This window comes from Streptomyces sp. MRC013 (assembly GCF_023614235.1).
Classification (GTDB): Bacteria; Actinomycetota; Actinomycetes; order Streptomycetales; family Streptomycetaceae; genus Streptomyces.
The window spans coordinates 4,714,230-4,738,455 of sequence record NZ_CP094264.1; the positions used below are offsets into that span (position 1 = coordinate 4,714,230).

20 protein-coding genes and 3 pseudogenes are annotated in these 24,226 nt (G+C 75.6%); 12 read left to right on the plus strand and 11 right to left on the minus strand.

The features are described 5' to 3' along the window. Window positions 1–249: 249 nt before the first annotated feature. The 3 genes and pseudogenes from LUW75_RS21460 to LUW75_RS21470 all read left to right on the plus strand — a co-directional run bounded on the left by LUW75_RS21460 (window position 250) and on the right by LUW75_RS21470 (window position 3,320). Window positions 250–1,639: pseudogene (locus LUW75_RS21460) on the plus strand (C39 family peptidase). 139 nt (window positions 1,640–1,778) lie between these two features. Further along, entirely contained in the window at window positions 1,779–1,925 is a 147-nt protein-coding gene (locus LUW75_RS21465) for an SCO1431 family membrane protein (RefSeq protein ID WP_250337068.1), read from the plus strand. Window positions 1,926–2,147: 222 nt separating this feature from the next. Beyond that, on the plus strand, window positions 2,148–3,320 hold the full coding sequence (locus tag LUW75_RS21470; protein WP_250337069.1) for an acyl-CoA dehydrogenase family protein: 1,173 nt from the start codon (window positions 2,148–2,150) through the stop codon (window positions 3,318–3,320). A 145-nt stretch (window positions 3,321–3,465) separates the two neighbouring features. On the opposite strand, the gene LUW75_RS21475 is transcribed toward LUW75_RS21470, so the two are convergent. Then, entirely contained in the window at window positions 3,466–3,852 is a 387-nt protein-coding gene (locus tag LUW75_RS21475; protein ID WP_250337070.1) for a hypothetical protein, read from the minus strand. Between the two features lie 201 nt (window positions 3,853–4,053). Between LUW75_RS21475 and LUW75_RS21480 the strand changes: the two are divergent. The 4 genes and pseudogenes from LUW75_RS21480 to fxsA all read left to right on the plus strand — a co-directional run. After that, a pseudogene (locus LUW75_RS21480) lies at window positions 4,054–4,485 on the plus strand (Lrp/AsnC family transcriptional regulator); the annotation flags it as partial. Window positions 4,486–4,570: 85 nt separating this feature from the next. After that, on the plus strand, window positions 4,571–6,235 hold the full coding sequence (locus LUW75_RS21485) for an amidohydrolase (RefSeq protein ID WP_250337071.1): 1,665 nt from the start codon (window positions 4,571–4,573) through the stop codon (window positions 6,233–6,235). A gap of 197 nt (window positions 6,236–6,432) precedes the next feature. Continuing rightward, window positions 6,433–7,206: a polyprenol monophosphomannose synthase gene (locus LUW75_RS21490; RefSeq protein WP_284453856.1), complete on the plus strand. Its 774-nt coding sequence runs from the start codon at window positions 6,433–6,435 to the stop codon at window positions 7,204–7,206. A 58-nt stretch (window positions 7,207–7,264) separates the two neighbouring features. Then, window positions 7,265–7,813, plus strand: a complete 549-nt coding sequence (fxsA, locus tag LUW75_RS21495; protein WP_250337073.1) for an FxsA family membrane protein — start codon at window positions 7,265–7,267, stop codon at window positions 7,811–7,813. 178 nt (window positions 7,814–7,991) lie between these two features. Here the strand turns inward: fxsA and LUW75_RS21500 are convergent, their stop codons facing one another. The 4 genes from LUW75_RS21500 to yczE form a co-directional block, all read right to left on the minus strand. Beyond that, window positions 7,992–8,366: an RNA polymerase-binding protein RbpA gene (locus LUW75_RS21500; protein ID WP_010468770.1), complete on the minus strand. Its 375-nt coding sequence runs from the start codon at window positions 8,364–8,366 to the stop codon at window positions 7,992–7,994. Window positions 8,367–8,641: 275 nt separating this feature from the next. Then, window positions 8,642–9,997, minus strand: coding sequence for an MFS transporter (locus tag LUW75_RS21505; protein WP_250337074.1), 1,356 nt, complete (start codon window positions 9,995–9,997; stop codon window positions 8,642–8,644). 40 nt (window positions 9,998–10,037) lie between these two features. Then, window positions 10,038–10,817 carry a glycerophosphodiester phosphodiesterase family protein gene (locus LUW75_RS21510; protein ID WP_250337075.1) on the minus strand — a complete coding sequence of 260 codons (780 nt, stop codon included), beginning with the start codon at window positions 10,815–10,817 and terminating at the stop codon, window positions 10,038–10,040. Then, window positions 10,814–11,533, minus strand: a complete 720-nt coding sequence (gene yczE, locus LUW75_RS21515) for a membrane protein YczE (protein ID WP_250337076.1) — start codon at window positions 11,531–11,533, stop codon at window positions 10,814–10,816. Before yczE ends, LUW75_RS21510 begins: the two co-directional genes overlap by 4 nt. Window positions 11,534–11,634: 101 nt before the next feature. Here yczE and LUW75_RS21520 point away from each other — a divergent pair, with 101 nt between their 5' ends. Further along, window positions 11,635–13,140 (plus strand): SCO1417 family PLP biosynthesis transcription factor, encoded by a 1,506-nt coding sequence (locus LUW75_RS21520; RefSeq protein WP_250337077.1) that lies wholly within the window; start codon window positions 11,635–11,637, stop codon window positions 13,138–13,140. Window positions 13,141–13,149: 9 nt separating this feature from the next. On the opposite strand, the gene LUW75_RS21525 is transcribed toward LUW75_RS21520, so the two are convergent. Next, window positions 13,150–14,703, minus strand: coding sequence for a P-loop NTPase family protein (locus tag LUW75_RS21525; RefSeq protein WP_250337078.1), 1,554 nt, complete (start codon window positions 14,701–14,703; stop codon window positions 13,150–13,152). A 43-nt stretch (window positions 14,704–14,746) separates the two neighbouring features. Continuing rightward, window positions 14,747–14,941: a hypothetical protein gene (locus LUW75_RS21530; RefSeq protein ID WP_189538194.1), complete on the minus strand. Its 195-nt coding sequence runs from the start codon at window positions 14,939–14,941 to the stop codon at window positions 14,747–14,749. 222 nt (window positions 14,942–15,163) lie between these two features. On the opposite strand from LUW75_RS21530, the gene LUW75_RS21535 reads away from it, so the two are divergent. Then, entirely contained in the window at window positions 15,164–15,556 is a 393-nt protein-coding gene (locus LUW75_RS21535; RefSeq protein ID WP_250337079.1) for an ankyrin repeat domain-containing protein, read from the plus strand. 269 nt (window positions 15,557–15,825) lie between these two features. Further along, a pseudogene (locus LUW75_RS21540) lies at window positions 15,826–17,243 on the plus strand (HEAT repeat domain-containing protein). 824 nt (window positions 17,244–18,067) lie between these two features. Here the strand turns inward: LUW75_RS21540 and LUW75_RS21545 are convergent. The 4 genes from LUW75_RS21545 to LUW75_RS21560 form a co-directional block, all read right to left on the minus strand. Continuing rightward, the gene (locus tag LUW75_RS21545) at window positions 18,068–18,934 is read right to left on the minus strand and encodes a 5-oxoprolinase subunit C family protein (RefSeq protein WP_250337080.1); all 867 of its coding nucleotides are present in this window, start codon (window positions 18,932–18,934) and stop codon (window positions 18,068–18,070) included. After that, window positions 18,931–19,548: a 5-oxoprolinase subunit PxpB gene (gene pxpB / locus LUW75_RS21550; protein ID WP_250337081.1), complete on the minus strand. Its 618-nt coding sequence runs from the start codon at window positions 19,546–19,548 to the stop codon at window positions 18,931–18,933. The genes LUW75_RS21545 and pxpB overlap by 4 nt, the downstream gene beginning before the upstream one ends. Next, the gene (locus LUW75_RS21555) at window positions 19,545–20,309 is read right to left on the minus strand and encodes a LamB/YcsF family protein (protein WP_250337082.1); all 765 of its coding nucleotides are present in this window, start codon (window positions 20,307–20,309) and stop codon (window positions 19,545–19,547) included. The genes pxpB and LUW75_RS21555 overlap by 4 nt, the downstream gene beginning before the upstream one ends. Before the next feature lie 64 nt (window positions 20,310–20,373). Further along, window positions 20,374–21,654: an MFS transporter gene (locus LUW75_RS21560; RefSeq protein WP_250337083.1), complete on the minus strand. Its 1,281-nt coding sequence runs from the start codon at window positions 21,652–21,654 to the stop codon at window positions 20,374–20,376. A 183-nt stretch (window positions 21,655–21,837) separates the two neighbouring features. Between LUW75_RS21560 and LUW75_RS21565 the strand changes: the two genes are divergently transcribed. Both LUW75_RS21565 and LUW75_RS21570 read left to right on the plus strand, forming a co-directional pair. Further along, window positions 21,838–22,545, plus strand: coding sequence for a GntR family transcriptional regulator (locus LUW75_RS21565; RefSeq protein ID WP_250337084.1), 708 nt, complete (start codon window positions 21,838–21,840; stop codon window positions 22,543–22,545). Between the two features lie 124 nt (window positions 22,546–22,669). Next, window positions 22,670–24,205, plus strand: a complete 1,536-nt coding sequence (locus LUW75_RS21570; RefSeq protein WP_250337085.1) for a hypothetical protein — start codon at window positions 22,670–22,672, stop codon at window positions 24,203–24,205. Window positions 24,206–24,226 lie beyond the last annotated feature (21 nt).

Sequence of the window (24,226 nt, forward strand, 5' to 3'; positions counted from 1 at the left end):
ACCCGGTGCCGTGCCGCGCCGCCATCGCTTCCGCCGTCCCGTCACCCCACCCGGCCCTTAGACGCCCCGCCGCCCCTGCCGTCCCCGCCCCGCCGACGCTCCGACGGGCGCGGCCGCCCGGGGGACGTGGGCGCGGGTTACCTGGCGGAGGCGGGGCCCCCCGACGATAGTGGGCGGCGCCGGCCCGTCTTCCCCGCCCACCGCCCACCGCCCACCGGACCCCGGCCGACCCGACAGGGGGACATCCGCATGCCCGAACCGACCTCGCGCAGGACCGTGCTCGCCGCCGCCCTCGCCGCGGCCTCCTCCGCGACCGGGGCCTTCGCCGCCCCGGCCGCGGTCGCAGGCCCCGCCGCCCCGCGCCCCGCCGACACCCGCCCCGCCGCGGGCGCCGCCGGGCCGCCGGTCGACCCGCTGATCGACAACCGCTTCTGGACCACCCGCGCCGACTGGCGCTCCGGCACCGCCGAGGGCGTTCACCCCGCCGGGGCCCCCGGCCCGGCATCGTCATCGGCACCCCCGCCGGCCGCGCCGACCGCACGGACCCGCACACCGGCACCACCGCCCCCTGGGAGTACGCCGTCTGGACCTCCCCCGCCACACCACGGCCGCCCCCGCGACCGAGCTGGTCGCGTCGTGGAACGCCGACACGCCCGCCGGGACCTGGATCACTGTCGAGCTGTCCGCCGGCTACCCGGACGGCACCGACTCGCCGTGGTACGTGATGGGCCGCTGGGCCGCCGGCGACGGCGACGTCCGCCGCGCCTCGGTCGACGGCCAGGGCGACGGCCGGACCAGCGTCCGGACCGACACCGTCGCGGTCGACGACCCGGCGGGCGGACCGCGCCCCACGTCGTACCGGCTCCGCGTCACCCTCCACCGCGCACCGGGCAGCGGTCGCACGCCGACCGTGTGGCGGCTGGGCGCCATGGCCTCCGACGTACCGGACCGCTTCACCGTCCCCGCCGCCGAACACCGGGTGGTCCGCGAACTGGCCGTCCCGCGCTACTCCCAGAACACCCACATCGGCCAGTACCCCGAGTACGACAACGGCGGCGAGGCGTGGTGCAGCCCCACCTCCTCGCAGATGGCCGTCGAGTACTGGGGCCGCCGCCCCACCGCCCGCGACCTGGGCTGGGTCGACCCGTCCTACGCCGACCCCCAGGTCTGCCACGCCGCCCGGTCCACGTACGACAGCCAGTACCAGGGGTGCGGCAACTGGTCCTTCAACGCCGCCTACGCCGCCACCTACGAGGACATGAACGCCGTCGTGACCCGGCTGCGCTCGCTCACCGACCTGGAGGGGCTCGTCGGGGCCGGCATCCCCGTGATCACCTCCCAGTCCTTCCTGGAGGGCGAGCTGACCGGCGCCGGCTACGGCACCGCCGGCCACCTGATGACCGTGATCGGCTTCACGGCCGGCGGCGACGTGATCGCCAACGATCCGGCCTCGCCCACCAACCAGGCCGTCCGCCGCGTCTACCGGCGGCGCGAGTGGGAGAACGTCTGGCTGCGCACCAGGCGCCGCGACGCCGCCGGCGGGATCGCCTCCGGCACGGGCGGAGTCTGCTACCTGTACTGGCCCGCCGAGGCGACCCCCGCCCAGCTCCGGGCCCTCGCGGACGTGGGCGTGTGCTAGCCGCGGCACCCCGCGGGGCCGGGGCGCGGCCGGCGGGGCGGCGGGAGCGTGAGGAACGTCTCCCCCCACGAGGGCTCCTCCGCTGGCACTGTGGAAGGGCACGGGACCACCACAGCCGTACGACGACAGCGAGATGCCCATGACCGCGAACGCAGCCGCCGCCCCCTTCCTGCGCGCCCGCACCGGAGGCCCCAAGGACGACGGCCCCGACATGCTCGAGCACCTCCTCGGCTGGGTCCTCGTCGTCGTCGTCGCCATGTTCGTCACGCAGGCGGGCCTCTTCTGACCGCTCCGGCCTCCCGCCGGACGGTGAACGAGCGTTACCGAAGGGTGTCTTCCCGCTGGTGACGGAGGCCACCTGATCGGGCATACTCGTGCCGCCATAGCCGCTGAACTGCCGTTTCCATGATCTGGAAGGGTGTCGTCGGCGAGGCAGTGAGACCCGGCGGCGCAGCCCACCCCTTGGCGTGTGCCCGCCGCAGCGCCCGACAGGGAGGAGAGCGCCGCAATGCCCGACCGCGCCCCGCAGCCGGTGGACCGCCAGCTGCCCACGGAGGAGTCCAGGGATCTGATCGCCCTGGTGCGCGACATCGTCCAGGGGGAGATCGCCCCCCGGGCGGCCGAGGAGGAGGAGGCCGGGCACTTCCCGCGCGAGGTCTTCTCCGTCCTCTCCGACGCGGGTCTGCTCGGCCTCCCCTACGGCTCCGGCCACGGCGGGGGCGACCAGCCGTACGAGGTGTACCTCCAGGTCCTGGAGGAGCTGGCGGCCGCCCGCCTCACCGTCGGGCTGGGGGCCAGCGTCCACACCCTCGCCTGCCACGGCCTCGCCGGGTTCGGTACCGAGGAGCAGCAGGCCGAGCACCTGCCCGCCATGCTCGGCGGCGGCCTCCTCGGCGGCTACTGCCTGTCCGAACCGTCCTCCGGCTCCGACGCGGCCTCGCTGCGCACCAGGGCCGTCCGCGACGGCGACGACTGGGTCCTTACCGGCACCAAGGCGTGGATCACCCACGGTGGCGTCGCCGACTTCTACACCGTGATGGCCCGCACCGGCGTCGAGGGGCCCCGCGGCGTCACGGCGTTCCTCGTCCCCGGGGACGCCGAGGGGCTCACCGCCGCCGCGCCCGAGAAGAAGATGGGCATGAAGGGCTCGCCGACCGCCCAGCTCCACCTCGACGGCGTCCGCGTCCCCGACTCGCGCCGCATCGGCGAGGAGGGCCAGGGCTTCGCGATCGCCCTGTCGGCGCTGGACTCCGGGCGTCTGGGCATCGCCGCCTGCGCCGTCGGCGTCGCCCAGGCGGCACTCGACGCGGCCGTCGCCTACGCGGGGGAGCGGCGCCAGTTCGGCCGGCCCGTCGCGGACTTCCAGGGGCTGCGCTTCATGCTCGCCGACATGGCCACGCAGATCGAGGCGGGCCGCTCCCTGTACCTGGCCGCGGCCCGGCTGCGCGACGCGGGCCGGCCGTTCTCCCGGCAGGCGGCGATGGCCAAGTTGTTCTGCACGGACGCCGCGATGAAGGTCACCACCGACGCCGTCCAGGTGCTCGGCGGGTACGGATACACCGCCGACTTCCCGGTGGAACGCTACATGCGCGAGGCGAAGGTCCTGCAGATCGTCGAGGGCACCAACCAGATCCAGCGCGTGGTCATCGCCCGCCACCTCGCGGGCCCCGAGAGCCGCTGAGGCCCCGCCGCGATCCGGCGCCGCCCTCCCCGGGGCGGCCCCGGCCCGCCGGGGCCGGTCCGCGCCGTACTCCCGTCGGTGTACGACGGAAGCCGCCCCGGCCGCGTTCGCGCGCGACCGGGGCGGGAGCCGTACGGGCGGGACGTCAGGCGGCGCGTCCCATCCGCGAGGCGGTGGCGTGCACCCGCGGGACCTTGATCGGCCGGGACCCCGGCCCGCCCACGTGCGAGAACGGCTGCGTACGCCAGTCGATCCCCTGGGGAAGCGTCAGCAGCAGCCCCAGCTCCTGTTCCTGCGGCCCCGCCTCCTCGTCGACGGGCCTCGCGTCCGCCACCGGTCGACCGGAGCCGGTGCACACCGACAGGACGAACGGGTTCCACGGAGTCGGGCACAGCGCGTGCTCGGGCAGGACGTCCTCGTCCGCGAGCAGCGCGATGGGCTGTGCACAGTCCGGGCAGACGACCCGGAACATCTCGAACACGTCGTCTGCGTCGAGCTCGTCGACCTCGACCGAATCAACAGGCTCCTGCATGGAGAATCTCCCCCTCAGGCGGGCCGACCAGGCATGCGGCCCCGACCACACCAAGCAATTCCCAGCGGGCCCGGCGGATAACCGCCCGCTTTCGAACGACCGTGACCGCGGCGTGTGGCGTTGGTCACATGTCCGCCGCAGGTGCCCCCGAGGCGACCGGTCGGCTGGGCCGAAGGGGTGCCGGGGCAATAGGTTGACCGCATGGAGGAGTTGGATCGCCGAATCGTCGAGTTGCTGGTCAAGGACGGGCGCATGAGCTACACCGACCTGGGCAGGGCCACGGGCCTGTCCACGTCGGCGGTGCACCAGCGCGTCCGCCGTCTCGAACAGCGGGGTGTCATCCGCGGCTATGCCGCCGTCGTCGACCCCGAGGCGGTCGGCCTGCCCATGACCGCGTTCATCTCGGCGAAACCCTTCGACCCCAGTGCCCCCGACGACATCGCGGACCGGCTCGCCGACATCCCCGAGATCGAGGCGTGCCACAGCGTGGCCGGCGACGAGAACTACATCCTCAAGGTCCGGGTGGCGACACCGCTGGAGCTGGAGAACCTGCTGGCCAGGATCCGCTCCCAGGCCGGGGTCTCCACGCGCACCACGGTGGTCCTCTCCACCCCGTACGAGGCGAGGCCCCCCGGGTCTGACCCAGGCCGGGGTCCGCCCCCGCCGGGCGCCCGCCCCGGGCCGGACGCGGGCGCCGGCGATGTCTACGCTGGGCGCCATGACCGAGCGCCCACGCCCCTCCCGAGCCGCCGGCCCCTCCCGAGCGGAGGGACCCCCCACCGTGCTGCTGCGCGGCGGGGACGTCCACAGCCCCGCCGACCCCTTCGCCACCGCGATGGTCGTCGAACGCGGCCACGTCGCCTGGGTGGGGTCGGAAGGCGCGGCCGACGCCTTCGCCTCCGGCGTGGACGAGGTGATCGACCTCGAGGGCGCCCTGGTCACCCCCGCGTTCACCGACGCCCACGTGCACGCCACCTCCACCGGACTGGCCCTGACCGGCCTCGACCTGTCCGGCGCCCGCACCCTCGACGAAGCCCTCGCCCTCGTGCGGGACTTCGCCGGTGCCCGTCCCGGCGACCGGGTCCTGCTGGGGCACGGCTGGGACGCCGCGCGCTGGTCCGGCCGGCGCCCCCCGAGCCGTACCGAACTCGACGACGCCACCGGCGGGCGCCCCCTGTACCTCTCGCGGATCGACGTGCACTCCGCCGCCGTCACCACCGCGCTCCTCGACCTCGTCCCCGGCGTCACGGCCCTCGACGGCTACCACCCCGACGCGCCCCTCACCGGCGCCGCCCACCACGCGGTGCGGGCCGCCGCGCACGGCGCGGTGACGCGCGCCCAGCGCGCCGAGGCCCAGCGCGCCGCCCTCCGCCACGCCGCGTCGCTCGGCATCGGCACCGTCCACGAGTGCGGCGGCCCGGAGATCTCCGACGAGGAGGACTTCACCGCGCTGCTGGAGCTCGCGGGGGAGGAGCGGCTGCCCCGGGTCGTCGGCTACTGGGCCGAGGCGGTCACCGGTGCCGAGGACGCGCGTCGCGTCCGCGGGCTGGGGGCCGTCGGCGCCGCCGGCGACCTCTTCGTCGACGGGTCGCTCGGCTCCCACACGGCCTGCCTGCACGAGCCGTACGCCGACGCCCCGCACGCCGGCACCGCCCACCTCGACGCGGCCGCCGTCGCCGCCCACGTCGAGGCCTGCACCGAAGCCGGGCTCCAGGCCGGTTTCCACGCCATCGGCGACGCCGCGGTGACCGCGGTCGTGGACGGCGTCCGCGCCGCCGCCGAGACGGTCGGCCTGCACCGGATCCGCGCGGCCCGGCACCGCGTCGAGCACGCGGAGATGCTCACCCCGGAGACCGTCGCCGCCTTCGCCGAGCTCGGCCTCACCGCCTCCGTGCAGCCCGCCTTCGACGCGGCCTGGGGCGGCGACGACGGCATGTACGCCGAGCGGCTCGGCGTCGAACGCGCCCGCACCCTCAACCCGTACGCGGCGCTGCTGCGCGCCGGCGTGCCGCTCGCCTTCGGTTCCGACAGCCCGGTCACCCCGCTGGACCCCTGGGGCACCGTCCGTGCGGCCGCCTTCCACCGGACGCCCGAGCACCGCGTCTCCGTCCGCGCCGCCTTCACCGCCCACACCCGTGGCGGGTGGCGGGCGGCCGGCCGCGACGACGCGGGCGTCCTCGTGCCCGGCGCACCGGCCGACTACGCCGTCTGGCAGGCCGGCGACCTGGTCGTCCAGGCCCCCGACGACCGGGTGGCCCGCTGGTCCACCGACCCCCGTTCGGGAACACCCGGGCTGCCCGACCTGACCCCCGGCAACCCGCTGCCCGTGTGCCTGCGCACGGTGGTCGGCGGACACACGGTGTTCGCGCGCCCGCAGGGGTGAGGCGGGGCGTCCGGGCGGCGCGCCGGGCGCTTCCGCCGCGGCCGGCGGCCCCCGCGGCCGGCGGCCCCCGGGCCGCCGGTTCCGGGCCGGCCGGCGGACGCCCGCCCCGCCCCGCCCCGCTCGGCCCGACGTCGTCGGTCGTCCGCGCCGCGGGCTCGCTAAGGTGGGCATCCGCGTTAGGACGTTAAGGGGCAGTGGTGAAAGACGACGGTCAGAGTCAGCGACGGTACGGACCGCCGGGCAGGGTCTTGGTGATCGTTCCGACCTACAACGAGGCGGAGAACGTCGGGCCGATCGTCTCCCGGGTACGGGCCGCCGTACCGGACGCGGACATCCTCGTCGCCGACGACAACAGCCCCGACGGCACCGGCAAGATCGCCGACGAGCTGTCCGCCGAGGACGAGCACGTCCACGTACTGCACCGCAAGGGCAAGGAGGGCCTCGGCGCGGCCTACCTCGCCGGTTTCCGCTGGGGCATGGAGCACGGCTACGGCGTCCTGGTCGAGATGGACGCCGACGGTTCCCACCGGCCCGAGGAGCTGCCCCGGCTCCTCACCGCGCTGAAGGGGGCGGACCTCGTGCTCGGCTCCCGCTGGATCCCCGGCGGCCGGATCGTCAACTGGCCGAAGTCCCGGGAGTACCTCTCCCGGGGCGCCAGCGTCTACTCGCGGCTGCTGCTCGGCGTGCCGATCCGGGACGTCACCGGCGGGTTCCGGGCCTTCCGCGCGGAGACGCTGCGGGGGCTGGGGCTGGAGGACGTGGCGTCGCAGGGGTACTGCTTCCAGATCGACCTCGCCCGCCGGGCGGTCGCCGCCGGCTTCCACGTGGTCGAGGTGCCCATCACCTTCGTGGAGCGCGAGCACGGCGACTCCAAGATGAGCCGGGACATCGTGGTCGAGGCGCTCTGGCGGGTCACCGCCTGGGGCGTGACCGCCCGGGCCGGCCGCCTGGCGGGCCGCGAGCGCCGCTGACCCGGGACGGAGCGGGGTCCTTACGCCGTCCTGCCGCGGCTCCGGGCACACTGGGGGCATGACGACCGGTGCACCACTGTCCCCGACCCGTGGGCGCTCCCGCGCCCGCCTCCTCGTACCCCTCGGCCTGGCCGCCTGGCTGGTGCTGGAGGTCTGGTCGCTGGCCCTGGTGGCGGACGCGGCGGACGTCCTCGTGGTGCCCGCCCTGCTGGTGGGTGCCGGGGTCCTCGGAGCGGCCGTGGTGAAGCGGTCCGGCCGCCGGGCCTTCACCGCACTCACCGAGACGCTCCGGGTCCGGCCGGAGGGCGGTGTCCCGGCCGGACCCGGGACACCGCCCTCCGGCAACGGCATGCTGATGCTCGGCGGGCTGCTGCTCATGCTGCCCGGCCTGGTCTCCGACGCGGTGGGCCTGCTGCTGCTCGTCCCACCGGTGCGCAGGGCCGCGGCCCGCGGCGCGGAGCGCGCCCTGGACCGCCGGGTGGGCGCGGCCCTGGGGAAGGCCCGCGTCCGCCGTCCGAGCGGCAGGGTGGTCCCGGGCGAGGTGGTCCGCGACCACCCCGGGTCCCCGCCGGGTCCCCGGGGCACCCGTCCGCCGCTGGCCCCCTGACGGGCGGGCCCCGCCGGGCGGTACCGGAGCGCGCGCCCGGGCCGCGGGCGCCCGCCGTCCCGGGCGGGGCGGGCCCGGTCCCGGAAGGGGTGCACGCGGACACGCGGGAGCCGCGGGGTGCGGTACGCCGACGCGTACCGCACCCCGCGGCTCCCGCGTGCGGCCGGGCGCTAACCCGTCACGCGGACTTCCTGCTGTCGCGCGGATGGACGGCGATGTTCATGGCGCCGGAACGCAGGACCGCCAGCCGCTCGGCCAGCACCTCCTCCAGCTCCTCGCGCGTGCGCCGCTCCATCAGCATGTCCCAGTGCGTACGCGCGGGCTTCGCCTTCTTCTCCTCGGGGCCGTCGCCGTCCACCAGGAGCGCCTGGCTCCCGCAGACCTTGCACTCCCACTCCGGCGGGATCTCCGCCTCGACCGAGAAGGGCATCTCGAAACGATGCCCCTTCTCGCATGCGTACTCCACCGCCTGGCGCGGGGCCAGATCGATGCCGCGGTCGGTCTCGTAGCTGGTCACCACGAGGCGCGTGCCGCGAAGAGCTCGCTCACTCATGAATCGTGCCTCCCGGGCTTGTCGCCCACAGGACAGGTGTCGCTGTCGTCGTCATCCGGTCAACGTCCGGTCGGCGGTGAAGATTCCCGTTGCGGGTCATGCGTCGCCCGTCGTGCCGCCCCTTTTTCTACCCACCAATGCCCGTTTTGTCACATCTGGCAGTAGATGTCACCCAGTGCTTGCACTGTCCGAGCATGCAGTAACGGTCCGCCTGGCAGGCCAAAGGCGTATACTACCGGCCTTTCACTCCGGCGTCTAAACCGACGCCTCCCCGATCAGATCCGCTCGGGCACCGGATTGCCCGCCGCGGCCACCGCGCGCCGCACCGGCACACGTGCGAGCAGCGCGGAGCCCGCCACGAAGAACAGCACCAGCGAGACGATCGCGTCCCGGTAGCTGCCGGTCAGCTGGTAGGCGAGTCCGAAAACCAGGGGTCCCAGCCAGCTCAGGCCGCGGTCGCTCATCTCGTACGCCGAGAAGTACTCCGCCTCCTTGCCGCGCGGCACCAGGTGCGAGAAGAGCGACCGCGACAGGGCCTGGCTGCCGCCGAGCACCAGCCCGATCGACGCCGCCAGCGCGTAGAACCAGACCGGCTCCCCGGCCGGCAGGAAACAGGCGGCCACCAGGATCAGCGTCCACACGGCCAGCGACCCGAGGATCGTCCGCTTCGCCCCGTGCGAGCGGGCCAGCCGCCCCATCCCGAGCGCTCCCGCCACCGCCAGCACCTGCACCAGCAGTACCGCCGTGATCAGCGTCGTCTGGTCCAGGCCCAGCTCCTCCGAGCCGTACACCGACGCTTGGGAGATCACGGTCTGCACCCCGTCGTTGTAGACGAGGTACGCCAGCAGGAACGCCAGCGTCAGCGGGTGCCGCCGCATGTCCCGCAGCGTCGCCGCCAGCTGCCGCCAGCCCGACCCGACCGCACCCCCGCCGCCGGGCGCCGCCCCGCGGTCGCGCAGCCGCCGCAGCGGCACGAGTGTGAAGGCACCCCACCACAGGCCGGCCGAGGCCAGGCAGATGCGCACCGCGGCCGACTCCGTCAGCCCGAACGACGCGTGCCCGCTGTACAGCACCAGGTTCAGGACCAGGACCAGCGCGCCCGAGGTGTACCCGAACGCCCACCCCCGGGACGAGACCGCGTCGCGCTCCTCCGGCCCGGCGATCTGGGGCAGGTACGCGTTGTAGAGGGCCATCGACACGGCCAGCGACGCGTTCGCGAGGATCAGCAGGAGCGCGCCCAGCAGATAGCGGTCGCCCTCCAGGAAGAACATCCCCGCCGTGGCGCCCGCCCCCACGTACGCGGCGGTCGCCAGCAGCGGCTTCTTCCGCCCGGTGCGGTCCGCCGCCGCGCCGGCCAGCGGCATCACCAGCACCGCGAGGACGATCGACAGGGAGACGGAGTACGCGAAGACCGACCCGGCCCGCACGGGTACGCCCAGCGGGTGCACGAAGCCGTCCGCGTCGGCGGCCGCCTTCGCCACCGACGTCAGGTACGGCCCGAGGAACACCGTCAGGACGCTCGTCGAGTACACCGAGCAGGCGAAGTCGTAGAAGTACCAGCCGCGCTGTTCGCGCCGGCGGTCGGGTGGCGGCGCGGCGTCCGCGTCCCGGTCGGTCGTCTCGGCGGTCACACGCGCCCCCTCGTTCTCCCGGCCCCCGGTACGCACCGGGTCAGACCCACGCCCCCCGGCCGGTGAGCACCGTGCGCAGCGTCTCCAGATGATCGGTCATGATGCCATCCACGCCCAGCTCCAGGAGGGCCTCCATCCGGACCGGGTCGTTGACCGTCCAGACGTGCACCTGGAGCCCGCGCGCGTGCGCCTCGCGGACGAAGCGCCGGTCGACGACGCGGACGCCGCCCTGCGTCTCGGGCACCTGCGCGGCGACGGCGCCCGCGCGCAGCGCCGCGGGCACCCCGTACGAGCGCAGTCGCAGCCCGACGACGCCCCGCACCCCGAACGACGTGGCCAGCCGCTCGCCCGCCGCCCTGCGCGCCCTGGCCACCCGCCCCTCGTTGAACGAGCCGACGCACACCCGGTCCCAGGTGTTCGTCCGGCGGACCAGGTCCACCAGCGGGGCGAGCGCCGACTCGGCCTTCAGGTCCACGTTCCAGCGGGCCCCGGGGAACTCCTCCAGCAGCTCCTCGAAGAGGGGCAGCGGCTCGCGGCCCCCGACGCGCGCCCGCCGGACCTCGCTCCACGGCAGCCGGGCGATCCGCCCCCGCGCGTCGGTGACCCGGTCGAGGGTGGCGTCGTGGAACGCGACGAGCCTGCCGTCCGCCGTCGTGTGCACGTCCGTCTCGAAGTAGCGGTACCCGGCGTCGGCGGCCCGCCGGAACGCGGCCGCGGTGTTCTCCAGGCCGTCCGCCGCGCCGCCGCGGTGGGCGAACGGGATGGGGTGGGCGTGGTCCAGGTAGGGGTGGCCCGGTCGGGGGCGCGGCAGGCGAGTCACCGCGGCAGTATCGCCCGCTCCGGTGACTCCGGGGCGACCGCGGTGCTGCCGGAGGCCGTACCGGCGGTGGCGGCGGGCACCGCGCCGGGCACGGCGAACAGGCGCAGCGACAGCTGGGCGAGCGGTCCGATCGCCAGGGCGTACAGCACGGTGCCGACGCCGAGGGAGCCACCCAGGAGGAATCCGGCGGCGACGACGCCGAGCTCCAGGAGGGTGCGGATCAGCCGGACCGATCGGCCGGTCACCCGGTGCAGGCCGGTCATCAGGCCGTCGCGCGGGCCCGGTCCGAAGCGGGCGGCGATGTAGAGGCCGGTCGCCAGGCCGTTGAGGAGCACGCCCGACACCATCAGCCCGATCCGGGCCGGCAGGCTCCCGGCGTCCGGGACGACGGCGAGGGTGGCGTCCATCGCGGCCCCGATGAGCAGGACGTTCGCCACGGTGCCCGGGCCCGGCCGCTGCCGGAGCGGGATCCACAGCAGCAGGACGACGGCGCCCATGGCCGTCACCACGACGCCGATCGACAGGCCGGTGAGCTCCGACAGCCCCTGGTGGAGCACGTTCCACGGCTCCAGGCCGAGTCCGCTGCGCACGAGGAGCGCCGAGCTGGCGCCGTACAGCAGGAGCCCGGCGGTGAGCTGCGCGAGCCGGCGGGGGACCCGCCGCCCCCGCGGTCGGCCCTCCGGTCCGGAGTGCGGCGCGGACGACGATGGGGACAAGGCGTACTCCCGGGTGCTGGTGTGGTGGACTGACCTGTGACACTCTCTGGCGTGCGATTGGACGCCAACCATGGCCAATCCCGGGAAGGTGGACTGAAATCATGGCCCAGTGGACTTCGGCGGTGGGGCCCGCCCAGCTCGCCCGCCAGCTGGCCTCGCAGCAGCCCGCCCCCGCCGGCCCCGGTACGCGCCGACCGCCCGCCTACCGCGCCCTGGCCGACGGGATCCGCCTGCTCGTGCTGGAAGGCCGCGTCCCGGTCGCCGCCCGTCTCCCCGCCGAGCGGGAGCTGGCCCTCGCCCTCTCCGTGAGCCGGACCACCGTCGCCGCGGCCTACGAGGCGCTGCGCGCGGAGGGCTTCCTGGAGTCGCGGCGCGGCGCCGGCAGCTGGACCACCGTGCCCGCGGGCAACCCGCTGCCGGCCCGCGGCCTCGAACCGCTGCCGCCCGAGTCGCTCGGCTCGATGATCGACCTCGGCTGCGCGGCGCTCCCCGCTCCCGAACCCTGGCTCAGCCGCGGTTTCCAGGGCGCCCTGGAGGAGTTGCCCCCCTACGCGCACACCCACGGCGACTACCCGGCGGGCCTGCCCGCGCTGCGCCGCACCCTCGCCGACCGGTACACGGCGCGCGGCATCCCCACGATGCCCGAGCAGATCATGGTGACGACCGGCGCGATGGGCGCGATGGACGCGATCTGCCACCTGTTCGCCGGGCGCGGGGAGCGCGTCGCCGTGGAATCGCCGTCGTACGCCAACATCCTCCAGCTGATGCGGGAGGCCGGCGCCCGGCTGGTGCCCGTCGCCATGGCCGAGGGCCTGTCCGGCTGGGACCTGCCCCGCTGGCGGCAGGTCCTGCGGGACGCCGCGCCCCGGCTCGCGTACGTCGTGGCCGACTTCCACAACCCGACCGGCGCGCTCGCCGACGAGGACCAGCGGAGGGCGCTGGTCGACGCGGCCCGGTCGGCGGGCACGGTCCTCGTGGTCGACGAGACGATGTCGGAGCTGAGTCTGGAGGACGGCCTGGAGATGCCGCGCCCCGTCTGCGCCTTCGACCCGGCGGGCAGCACGGTGCTGACGGTCGGCTCGGCGAGCAAGGCGTTCTGGGCCGGCATGCGGATCGGCTGGGTGCGCGCCGCGCCCGACGTGATCCGCTCGCTCGTCGCCGCCCGCGCCTACGCCGACCTGGGCACCCCGGTCCTGGAGCAGCTGGCCGTCAACTGGCTGATGGGCGGCGGCGGGTGGCGGGAGGCGGTCGCGCTGCGCCGCGCCCAGGCCCGGGAGAACCGGGACGCGCTGGTCGCCGCCGTCCACCGCGAACTGCCGGGCTGGGAGTTCGCGGTGCCGCTCGGCGGGCTCACCCTGTGGGTGCGCACCGGGGGCCTGTCCGGCTCGCGCCTGGCGGAGGCCGGGGAGCGCGTCGGCGTGCGCGTCCCGTCCGGCCCCCGCTTCGGCGTGGACGGCGCCTTCGAGGGGTACGTGCGGCTCCCCTTCACGGTGGGCGGGGCGGTCGCCGACGAGGCCGCGGTGCGCTTGGCGGCCGCCGCCCGCAGGATCCGGTCGGGGGCGGCCGGCGGACCGGTGGCGGAGGAGCCCCGCACGTTCGTGGCCTGACGGGGGAGGTCAGCGGGGGAGGGCCGCCCCGTCCGCCGGGAGGGGGGTCTCCCGCGCCCGCCACTCGGGGAGGAGGCCGAGCACCGCCCGGCGGTGGGCCTCCGGCGCCGCCTCGTCGTACGGGTCGGGGGTGGCCGGCACCTGGAGGCGCACGACCCGCCCGGCGCCCAGGCGCGCGTAGCCCCGGCCCGGAGGGGTCTCGGGCGGCGGCGTCGTGTGGGGCGGGGCGCCCAGGACCGCGGCGAGCCGGCCGGCCGGGGCCGGGCCGAGCGCCACGCGCGCGCGGGTGTGGGCCCGCACGGTGTCGCCGAGCGCGTCGACGGTGTCGAACTGCTCGGCCAGTACCACCGTCACGTGCGCCGCCCGCCCGTGCCGCAGCGGCACCCGGAGGAGGCCCTGGGGGCCCGCGCGGTCCTCGGCGGCGGCCAGGTCGGCGAGGACGGTCGGCCGGTCCAGCAGGACCCACAGGGGCCGCGGCGCCTCCGCCGGCGCCGGTTCGCCCGCCCGGTGGGCCTTGTGCGCGACGGCCAGGCGCCGTTCCGTCTCGCGGGCCGCCCACTCCAGGGCGTCCAGCGCGCCCACCGGGCCGCACGCGACGCCCAGTACGCCCCGCCGGCCGGCCAGGCACGCGTACTCGCCGGTCCCGAAGCCCTCCAGGACCAGCACCTCGCCGCCGTGCTGGAGCGCCTGGAGCGCGACGGACCGCAGCAGGGTGCTGGCGCCCGCGCCGGGCTGGCCCACCACCAGCAGATGCGGCTCCGGCGAGCGGGGCCCGGTGCGCCACACCACCGCGGGGGCGTCCCGCACCGCGTCGCCGTCGCGGACCGGGATCGTCCGCTGCACGGCGTCGGCGTCCGTGAAGCCCAGCACCGTTTCACCGGGCACCGTCACGAACCGCTGCGCCGCGACCGACGCGGGAAGGGCGGGCAGCACGGTCATCAGCAGCCGGTTGCCCTCCTCGTCCCAGTCGAAGCGGTACTCGCGGCCCCGGCCCGACTTGGCGTGCAGCAGCCGCTCGACCCGGGCGCGCGAGGCCGGATCGCCGTCCGGGAAGTACGCCGGGTACGAGACGCGCAACCGGGTCGGCCGGCCGTCCGCGTCGAAGGCGAAGTCCCCGAAGACCCGCTTCCACTCGCCGCCGTGGACGAACGGGGCGTCGGGGTCGGCGGGCACCGAGAAATGCGGCACCAGCGCCTCGTACAGCGCCCGCAGCCGCTCCGCGCCGGCCGCGTCGGGCTCCGCCCGGGCGCCGGGTCGCTCCCTGCCCTTCCACGCCGCCGCGCCCAGCACCGACGCGATCCCCAGCAGCGGCCCGTACGGCATCAGCACGACGCCCAGGACGCACGCGGCGGTCAGGAGCAGCGTGGGACCGCGCCGCTCCCGGGGGGTCGCCGCCCACCTGGCGCGTCCGGAGACCGCCAGTCCCCGCAGACCGCGCGCGACCGTGATCAGCGGATGGAGGACGTCCGCGGCACCGTCGGCCGCCGCGCGCACGACCTCCCGGCCGCGGGCGAGCGGGGCGCCGCCGCTGCTCGGAATGCGGGGGAGGAGTCGCCGGGCCACATCGTCTCCTGGGGTCGTGGCGTGGGAGGGGGTGCGGACGGCGTCAGAAGTTGATGCCGCCGAGGAGGCTGGCGAGGCTCTGTCCGCCCGCCGTGATGCTCGGCGCGATCGCGGTGCCCGCGAGGTAGAAGCCGAACAGCGCGCAGACGAGGGCGTGGGACGCCTTGAGCCCGTCCTTCTTGAAGAAGAGGAAGACGATGACGCCGAGCAGGACCACGCCTGAGATGGAAAGGATCATGAGATTTCTCCCGGTTCGAGGGGCAGTCACCATGAGTCATTCCAGATTCACAGGAAGTATCTATGTGATAAAAGGTGCAAAGGGGTGAATCTGCGGCGGTCTCACTTGACTGGCGCACCTCGGCCACTGTGCGTGCGGGGCAGTACCCTGTCGGTTCATTCGTACGGCTGACCTCGCCGTACGCGCGGCAGCGGAGCGGAAGCGGCGGGAAAGGCGGGTCCGATGGACGAGACACCCGATCCGGAGGTCGTCGGCCTCGCGGCGAGGATCTTCGCGCTGGCGCGGCGCGGCGAGACCGACGCCCTCGCCGCCCACGTCGACGCGGGCGCCCCCGTGAACCTCGCCAACGACAGGGGCGACTCCCTGGTGATGCTCGCCGCCTACCACGGCCACGCCGCGACCGTGGCCGCCCTCCTCGCGCGCGGCGCCGACCCCGACGCCGTCAACGACCGCGGCCAGACCCCCCTCGCCGGCGCCGTCTTCAAGGGCGAGGAGGCCGTCGTCTGCGCCCTGCTGGCCGGCGGCGCCGATCCGGAGGCCGGCACTCCGTCCGCTGTCGACACCGCCCGGATGTTCGGGAAGGCGGACCTCCTGGAGCTGTTCGGCACCGGGTGAACGGGCGGGGAACGAGGAGTGGAACCCGGACGGACACAGCGCCGTAAATGTGGTCGCGGCGGCGAAACCGCTGGGTCATCATGACGACGGGCCCGCAGGGGGCCACCGATGAGAAGGCAGAGGAAGATGGTCGACACCAGGCAGAAGACGACGGGTGGTCTCCCATGGCGCCGCGCGGTCTAGCCGATCACCGGCAATCAACCCACCCGGTTGCTTCGGGACGTCAGACCGCGCCCGTTGCGTCGACAGCTTGATGTGAGGCGTTTTCCATGTTCGAACCCGTCATAGCGCCGAGCGGCACCCTGCTCGGACTGCTGCAGAGGGGCCGCGGCGACGGCACGCTGCACGCGCTGGCCGCGCCACGCGCCGAGGCGCTCGCCGCCCTCGACCACTGCGTCCTCCACGACCCCCGTCAGGACTGGCAGGTCGAGAACCGCTCCCTCTACTACGCGCGCCTCTACCTCGACCTGCACGGCGGACTCGAGGCGGTCGAGGAGCACCTCTTCGGCGCCGACGACCACATCGACACCGAGGAGTCGCGGACCGGCCTCGCGCTCTCCGTGCTCGGCCGCCTCGCCTCCTACGGCCGCCGCGACGCCCTCCTGCTGCTGCGCCGCTACGCCGCCGCCGGCAGCAACTGGGCCTGGGCCCTCGACGAGCTGGCCCTCCGCGACGACGACACCGCGCTGCGCGGCCTCGCCGACGCGGTCCTCGCCCGCTTCCCGGCGACGCCCGAGGGCGACGCCGCACTGGCCGCAGCGATCCGCGACGCCTACGAGCCCCGGCCGTGGCGGCTGTGGGGCGAGGACCCCCGCGACACCGTGGGCGGCCGGGTGCGCGCCGCCCGCGAACAGGGCTCCTTCGACCGCTGGCAGCGTCAGATGCGACCGACCGGCCCCCGCCCCGGCTGGAGCGTCCAGGCCGTCTTCGACTGGGCGCAGCAGGGGCTGGATCGCGGTAGCGTCCTGCACGCACCGGCGGCCCGCTGCCTCACCGCCGTGGCGGGCCCCGACGACCGGGGGCTGATCCTGGACACCGCCCGCGGCGGCCCCGACGGCGCTCGCTGCGCCGCCCTGCACTACCTGGCCGAGGGCCGGGACCCCGCCGTGCTCGACCTGATCGAAGCCGCCGCGAGCAGCCCGTCCCGCACCGTCGCGGAGGCGGCCGTCGCCGCCTTCGAACGCATGTGCGGCGAGGCGGCCGTCGACCGCGCACGGGGCTGGGTGCACCGGCCCGACGCGCTCGGCGTGTCCGCCGGGGGGTCCTGGCCTCGCGCGGCGGCGAACGGGACGCCCCGCTCGTCCTCGGCGCGCTTCGCGGGGCCGTGCGCACGGACGGCCCCGACGCGCCGTCGCTGTACCCGCTCGTCGACGGCGCCGGCCGCCTCGGCATCGCCTGCGCCGCCCCCGTACTGCGACACGTCTACCGCGAGACCGCCTCCTCCGGGCTGCGCGGCCGCGCGGCCCGCGCCCTCGCCGCGACCGACCCGACCTTCCCGACCGGCTTCGCCGTCGAATGCCTGTGGGACTGCGAGGAGACCACGCGGGAGATCGCGGCCCTGCACGCCGAGACCGGGGACGTACGCGTCGCCGACCGGCTGCGCAGGCTCGCCGCCGACCCGGTGGAGGAGGACGAGGTGCAGAGCGCCGTGCGCAGCCGCATCGGTCCCGACCCGTCGGCCGTCTGAACCGGGGGACCGGTCCGCTGCGGGCCCTTCGGGCGTGCGGCGGGAGCCGGCTGCGGGTTCCTCCCGGGTGTGTGGTGACGAGGGTCGGGTGGGGGTTCCTCCCGGGTGTGCGACGAGGGTCGGCCGGGTTCTTCCCGGACGCGCGGTGATGGTCGGCCGCGGGTTCTTCCGAGCCGTGGCGGCGGGCCGCCGGGCTCCTCTCCGGCTCGCGGCGAGGAGCGGCCGAGGGCTCTTTCCCGATCAGTCCGCGACGCTCTCCGATGACCCCGTCGAACGGTGAGAAGCGGCTCCGCCAAGCGTTCACCGGCGGGGCGGCGGACGGCCCGAGCACAAGCGCGGCCGGCGAGAAGAGGCCGCCAGGAGTCCGGGTGGGCCGTCGGCTACCTGTTCGAGAGGGGGAGTCGCTTCCCGCCGTTCATCCCGGTCCGACGGAAGCCGTCCAAGGCACCGATCCGCGGCGAGGGGCCCCCGGGGTCCCCGTACGGGACGGCCGGCGACGGGCGCCCAGGCGGCGCAGGCCCAGCGACGCCTCGGCGGCGGCTCCGGCGGTGAGGGTCCGGGCGGCGCATAGCCCCTGGCGACGCAGGTCCGGGGGTACGGACCCCGGCGTCGCCCCGGCGGTGAGGGTCGGGGGCGCGGGTCCGGAGGGGTACGGACCTCGGCGGCGGCTCCGGCGGTGCGGGTCCGGGCGGCGGTGGATGCCGGCCACCACCGGCCGGCGGCCGGCCGTAGGTCCCCCCGGCCGACCCCGCCGCGGAGGCGCGGCGTGCGGCCGGCGGCCGTGAGCGGTGCCCATGCGGCGCGGGACGCGTGGACGGCGGGCATCACCGCCCGCGGACGAACCGCACCCGCGTCCCCGGCACGGCCTGCGCGGCCGCCGCGAGGTCCGCCTCCCGGACCACCGCCACGACCGGGTACCCGCCGGTCGTCGGATGGTCCGCCAGGAACACCACCGGCCTGCCGTCCGGCGGCACCTGCACGGCGCCCAGCACCATGCCCTCACTGGGCAGCTCCCCGGGACGCGCCCGCTCCAACGGAGGCCCCTCGGTGCGCAGCCCGACCCGGTTGGACGCCGCCGACACCCGGTACGGGCGCGTGGTGAGCGTCCGCAGGGCCCCCGGGGCGAACCAGTCGTCCCGCGGCCCGAACCGCACCCTCAGCACCACCTCCTCCGGCACGCCCGGCCAGGGAACCCCCTCGTAGCGGGCCGCACCCGGCGGCGGGGCGGCGTCCAGCGGCAGGACCGCGCCGTCCGCGAGCGGCGCGGGCCCGAGTCCCGACAGCAGGTCCGTCGACCGGCTCCCCAGCACGGGCCGGACCGCCACACCGCCCGAGAACGCCACGTACGACCGGACGCCCCGCACGGCCGGGCCGACCTCCAGCACGGAGCCCGCCCCGACGCGCACCGCCGCGCCCCACGCCGCCGGCCGCCCGTCGACGGTGACCGGGCAGGGCGCGCCGCCCACCGCCGCGGTCACCGCGCACCGGGGCCGCACCGCGCAGCCGGTGAGGGTCGTCTCCAGCACGGCCGCCCCCTCGCCGTTGCCGACCAGCCGGTTGACCAGCGCGGCCGCGTACGGGTCGAGCGCGCCCGACCGCGGCACCCCCAGGTGCGCGTGACCGGGCCGGCCGCGGTCCTGCACGGTGGTCAGCGCCCCGGACCGCACGACGGTGAGGGACCGGCCCGTCACACCCCCTCCTCGACGAACCGCACCCGCAGCCCCGGCGACAGCAGCGCCGCAGGCTCCCGCGCCGGGTCCCACAGCACGGCGTCGGTCGTCCCGACGAGCTGCCACCCGCCGGGCGACGCCCGCGGATAGACCCCCGTGTACGAGCCGGCCAGGGCGACCGAACCCGCCGGGACGGCCGTACGCGGCGTGGCCCGGCGCGGAACCGCGTACCGCTCCGGCAGCCCCGTCAGGTACCCGAAGCCCGGCGCGAAACCGCAGAACGCCACCCGGTACCCGGCCGCCGAGTGGATCCGGCCCACCTCCCCGGGCGCCACCCCCCACACCGCGGCGACCTCCTCGAGGTCCGGCCCGTCGTACCGGACCGGGACCTCCACCAGGGGGGCCTCGCACGCGTCCAGCGGCGGCACCTCCCACCCGGCGGCCTCCGCGGCCAGCCGCCCGGGGTCGTCCACCCCGTCGAGGAGCACCGTCCTCGCGGCGGGGACGACCTCCCGTACGGCGGGCAGCGTGCCCGCCGCCCGCCTCCGCATCAGCTCGGCGTGGAACGCCCGGGTCTCCTCGCCGTCGTCGAACTCCAGCAGCAGGGCCCGCTCGCCCACTCCCAGGGCCCTCACGCGAACGCCTCCACGCGCACCCCGGCCTCCTCCAGCCCGGCCCGCACCCGTCGCGCCAGTTCCACCGACCCGGGTGTGTCGCCGTGCAGGCACAGCGACCGGGCCCGTACGGACAGGGTCCGCCCGCAGTGCGACGTCACCGTGCCGAACCGGGCCACGGAGACCGACCGTTCGACGACGGTCTCCGGGTCGTGGAGGACCGCGCCCTCCCGGCCCCGCGGCACGAGCGTGCCGTCCGCCGCGTACGCCCGGTCCGCGAAGGCCTCCGCGACCACCGGCAGGCCGGCCTCCCGCGCGCACGCGTGGAGCCGCGAACCCGGCAGCCCCAGCAGCGGCAACCGCCCGCCGGCCAGCAGCACCCCCTCGACCACGGCCCGCGCCTGCTGCCCGTCGTGCACGACCCGGTTGTACAGCGCGCCGTGCGGCTTGACGTACGACACCCGCGTCCCGGCGGCCCGCGCGAACACCTCCAGGGCGCCGATCTGGTAGGCGACCTCGGCCGCCAGTTCGTCCGCCGGCACGTCCATGGCGCGCCGCCCGAAACCGGCCAGGTCGCGGTAGGAGACCTGGGCGCCGATCCGGACCCCCCGTTCGGCGGCGAGGGCGCACACGCGGCGCATGGTCGCCGCGTCCCCCGCGTGGAAGCCGCACGCCACGTTGGCGCTGGTGACGACGGACAGCAACCGCTCGTCGTCGGTCAGTTGCCAGCGGCCGAAGCCCTCGCCGAGGTCGGCGTTGAGATCGATCGATGCCCCGGTCACGTCCGTCAACTCCTCCGAGAGTCCTTGTCCCCGCCCGACGGTGCGGAGCGCGCCCCGCGGGCCGTCACCACAGTTCCCGCCCCCGCGTCTCGGGCAGTCCGAGCAGCGCCACCACGGCGATGCCGTATCCGACCGCCCCGAACACCAGGGCCCCGCCCACGCCCCAACTGTCCGCCAGGAACCCCACGAGCGCCGGGAAGAACGCCCCCACGGCGCGGCCCGTGTTGTACGTGAGCCCCTGCCCCGTCCCGCGCACCGCCGTCGGGTAGAGCTCGGCCAGGAACGACCCGAAGCCGCTGAAGATGGCCGACATGCAGAAGCCGAGCGGGAACCCGAGGACGAGCACCAGCCCGTCCGCCCCGGCGGGGATGTTCGCGTACGCCACGGTGCACACCGCCGACAGGACGGCGAACAGCACGATGTTGCGCTTCCGGCCCAGCCGGTCCGTGAGGTAGCCCCCGGCCAGGTAACCGAGGAACGCCCCCGATATCAGGAACGCGAGGTAGCCGCCGGTGCCGACGACCGTCAGGCCGCGTTCCGTCTTGAGGTACGCGGGTATCCACGTCGCCAGGGTGTAGTAGCCGCCCTGCACTCCGGTCGACAGCAGCACCGCGAACAGCGTCGTCCGCGCCAGTCCCGACCGGAACACCCCGGCGAACGAGCCGCGCCCGGCGCCCTCCCGCCGCACCCGGGCCGCTTCCGGGGCGTCCTGGACGTTCCGCCTCACGTACACCACCAGCAGTGCCGGCAGCGCACCCGTCCAGAACATCACCCGCCACGCCGTGTCCGGGTCGAGGAGGTGGAACACCAGCGTGTAGACGACCACGGCGAGCGCCCAGCCCGCCGCCCACGCGCTCTGGACGCCGCCCAGCGTGCGCCCCCGGTGCCGCGCCGACGCGTACTCGGCGACCAGGATCGCCCCGACCGCCCACTCGCCGCCGAAGCCCAGGCCCTGCAGGGCGCGGAAGACCAGCAGCGTCTCGTAGTTCGGTGCGAAGCCGCACGCGACGGTGAACACCGCGTACGTGACGACCGTGGCCATCAGCGCGCGCACCCGGCCGATCCGGTCGGCGAGCATCCCGGCGAGCGCGCCGCCGACCGCCGAGACCACCAGCGTGACGGTGGTGAGCAGACCGGTCCGGCCGCTGTCCAGACCGAAGTAGGCGGCGACGGCCACCATGCTCAGCGGCAGCGTGAAGAAGTCGTAGGAGTCCAGGGCGTAGCCGCCGAACGCGCCGGCGAAGGCCCGCCGGCCGCGCGGCCCGAGGGCGCGCAGCCAGGCGAACGGCCGCTCGCGGCCCGTCCCCTGGGACGGTGTGGCCGGTTCGGTTCGGGTCGTACTCATCTGCACCTCGCAGGGGGTGAGGGCGCGCCTGGGCGGAGCCGTGCGGTGACGAAGGTAGGGGATCGTTGAACGATCCCACAAGACCTGTGGACAATCCGTTCCCTACGATGGGCACGGCGACCGGCATCGGGGGCAGGGCGGGGCCCGGCACACGGCCGGAGCGGATAGGGGGAGGAGACGGCGGTGGCGACGACGGGCGGCGGACTGGCGGACGACCGGGCACTGCTGGGACGCACGAGCACGGCCGAGCGGGTGGCGGACATCCTGCGGACCCGGATCGCCGAGGGGTACTTCCCGCCGGGCACCCGGCTGTCCGAGGACGGCATCGGCGGCGCGCTCGGCGTCTCCCGGAACACGCTTCGCGAGGCGTTCCGCCTGCTCACGCACGAGCGGCTGCTCGTCCACGAACTCAACCGTGGGGTGTTCGTACGGGTCCTCGCCGTCGACGACGTCGTCGACATCTACCGCATCCGGCAGCTCGTCGAGTGCGCCGTCGTGCACGACCTGGGCGACCCGCCCTTCCCCCTCGACGGCCTGGCCGCCGCCGTCACGGAGGGCGAGCACCACGCCCGCGCCGGCGACTGGAGGGGCGTCGCGACCGCCAACATCCACTTCCACCGCGAACTCGTCGCCCTCGCCGGGAGCGAGCGCACCGACGAGCTGATGCGCGGGGTCCTCGCCGAACTCCGCCTCGCCTTCCACGTGGTGGACGACCCGCACGCCCTGCACGAGCCGTACCTCGCGCGAAACCGGGAGATCCTGGACGCGCTGCGGGCCGGGGAGCGCACCGCCGCCGAACGTCTCCTCGCCGACTACCTCGACGACTCGCGCGCCCGGCTCGTCGAGGCGTACGCCCGCAGCGTGGCGGACGGCCCCGCGCCACGGCCCTGACCGAAGCGCCCCCGGCCGCCCCGCGCCACGGCGCTGACCCCCCGCGCCCCGACCCCGGTCAAGCGCCCCCGGCCGCCCCGCGCCGTTTCGACCGCTGTCACCGCGAGGACCTACTCTGTGCACCGTGACCTCGCCTGCCCCGACGGAACCGACGAAACTCGTTCCGCCCCAGCTCAGCGCGGGGCCGCGGCCCGCGCAGGGCCCGGCCGCCGACGAAGGGCTGGCGCGGCGCCTGCGCGCGCTCGCCTGCACCGCACCCCTGCACGACCTGGACGTCCGCAAGGCGAACCTGGCGGGGGAGTACTCGGTCTACGCCATGGCGGAGGTCGCCCTCGCCGCGATCGACCTCGTCACGCTCCACATGGACTTCGACACGGGCGCCGACCACGAGCAGATCGTCGCCCGCCTGCTGCCCCGCGTCGCCGCCCAGGCCCCCCGGCGCCCCGCCGCCGAACACGAGCGCGTCGCCCGCTGGGTCCTGGAGAACCTGATCAACGTCGGCAGCGTCGACCGCGGCTTCCGCGCCGTCTACGGCACCTTCGCCCCCGACGGCGCGTACGTCCGCAGGGACTACGACTTCAAGCTCGTCGAGGAGGTCCCCGGCTACGGCGGCGGCGTCTACCTCCGCACCACCGACGAAGCCGTCAACGTCCTGGTGGGCGCCCTCGACACGGACGTCACCAGCGCCCAGATCGCCGCCGAGGTCAAGCTGGAGGTGCTGGTCAGCCGCGGCCGGCTCGCCGACGCCCAGCTCGCCGCGGAACAGGCCCGCTACCGCACGGTCCAGTACGCCGAAAGCCTCCGCAGGACTCTGGAGGCGACCCGGCGCGACGTCCGCGCCGTCGACTGGCTCGACACCGTACCCGACATGATCGACGAGGCCCTCGCACACGTGGCGGACCGCTACCGCCACGAGAACGCGATCCTCACCAACATCCGCAAGGCCCGCGACGAGGCCGAGGGCTCCGAGCACAAACGGCGCGCCGCCGAACTCGTCGACATCGTCAAGGACTGCATCCGCCGCCACACCCAGCTCCAGTCCCGACTCCTGGAAGCGGGCCCCCTGTTCCGCGCCGAGCAGGACCGCCAGGCCTTCGCACGGCCCGCCGCCCGCACCGGTCTCGACCTGTACGGCCAGCTCGTCGCCCCGCTGCTGCCGCTGCCCCTCCAGCGGGCCGTCCGCGTCACCGACGCGTACTTCGGGCACGGTACGGGCCTGCGCGCCCCCGGCGCCGTCCGCGTGGGCGACCTCGTCGAACTGCTCCTCACCCCGCCCGCGGAGCGCGAGCACCTCGGCGCCGAGATGCCCGAGCCCGACCTGATCGCCACGCCCGACGACAGCCGCTTCAGCGAGGAGCAGCTGGCCGCGGCCATGGAACTGCTCGACCTGGAGCACGACGCGCCCCGCCGCCTCTCCGGCCTGCTCGCCGAGGCCCGCCTGCGCGACCCGGACCTCCCGTACCTCGTCGCCCTGCTCGCCGTCCACGCCGCGAGCCCTCCGGTCGGCACGGCCTACCGGCAGGGCGAGGAACGCCTCCTGTTCGCCGTCGACGACGGCACGGAACTGGACGACCCGGAGTTCGGCGGCGCCGACCTGATCGTCGGTACGGCCCTGCTCGACGCGGCGGGCATGGCCGCCGCCCGCACGGACCCGACATGACCGCGACCACCAGCAGCACCG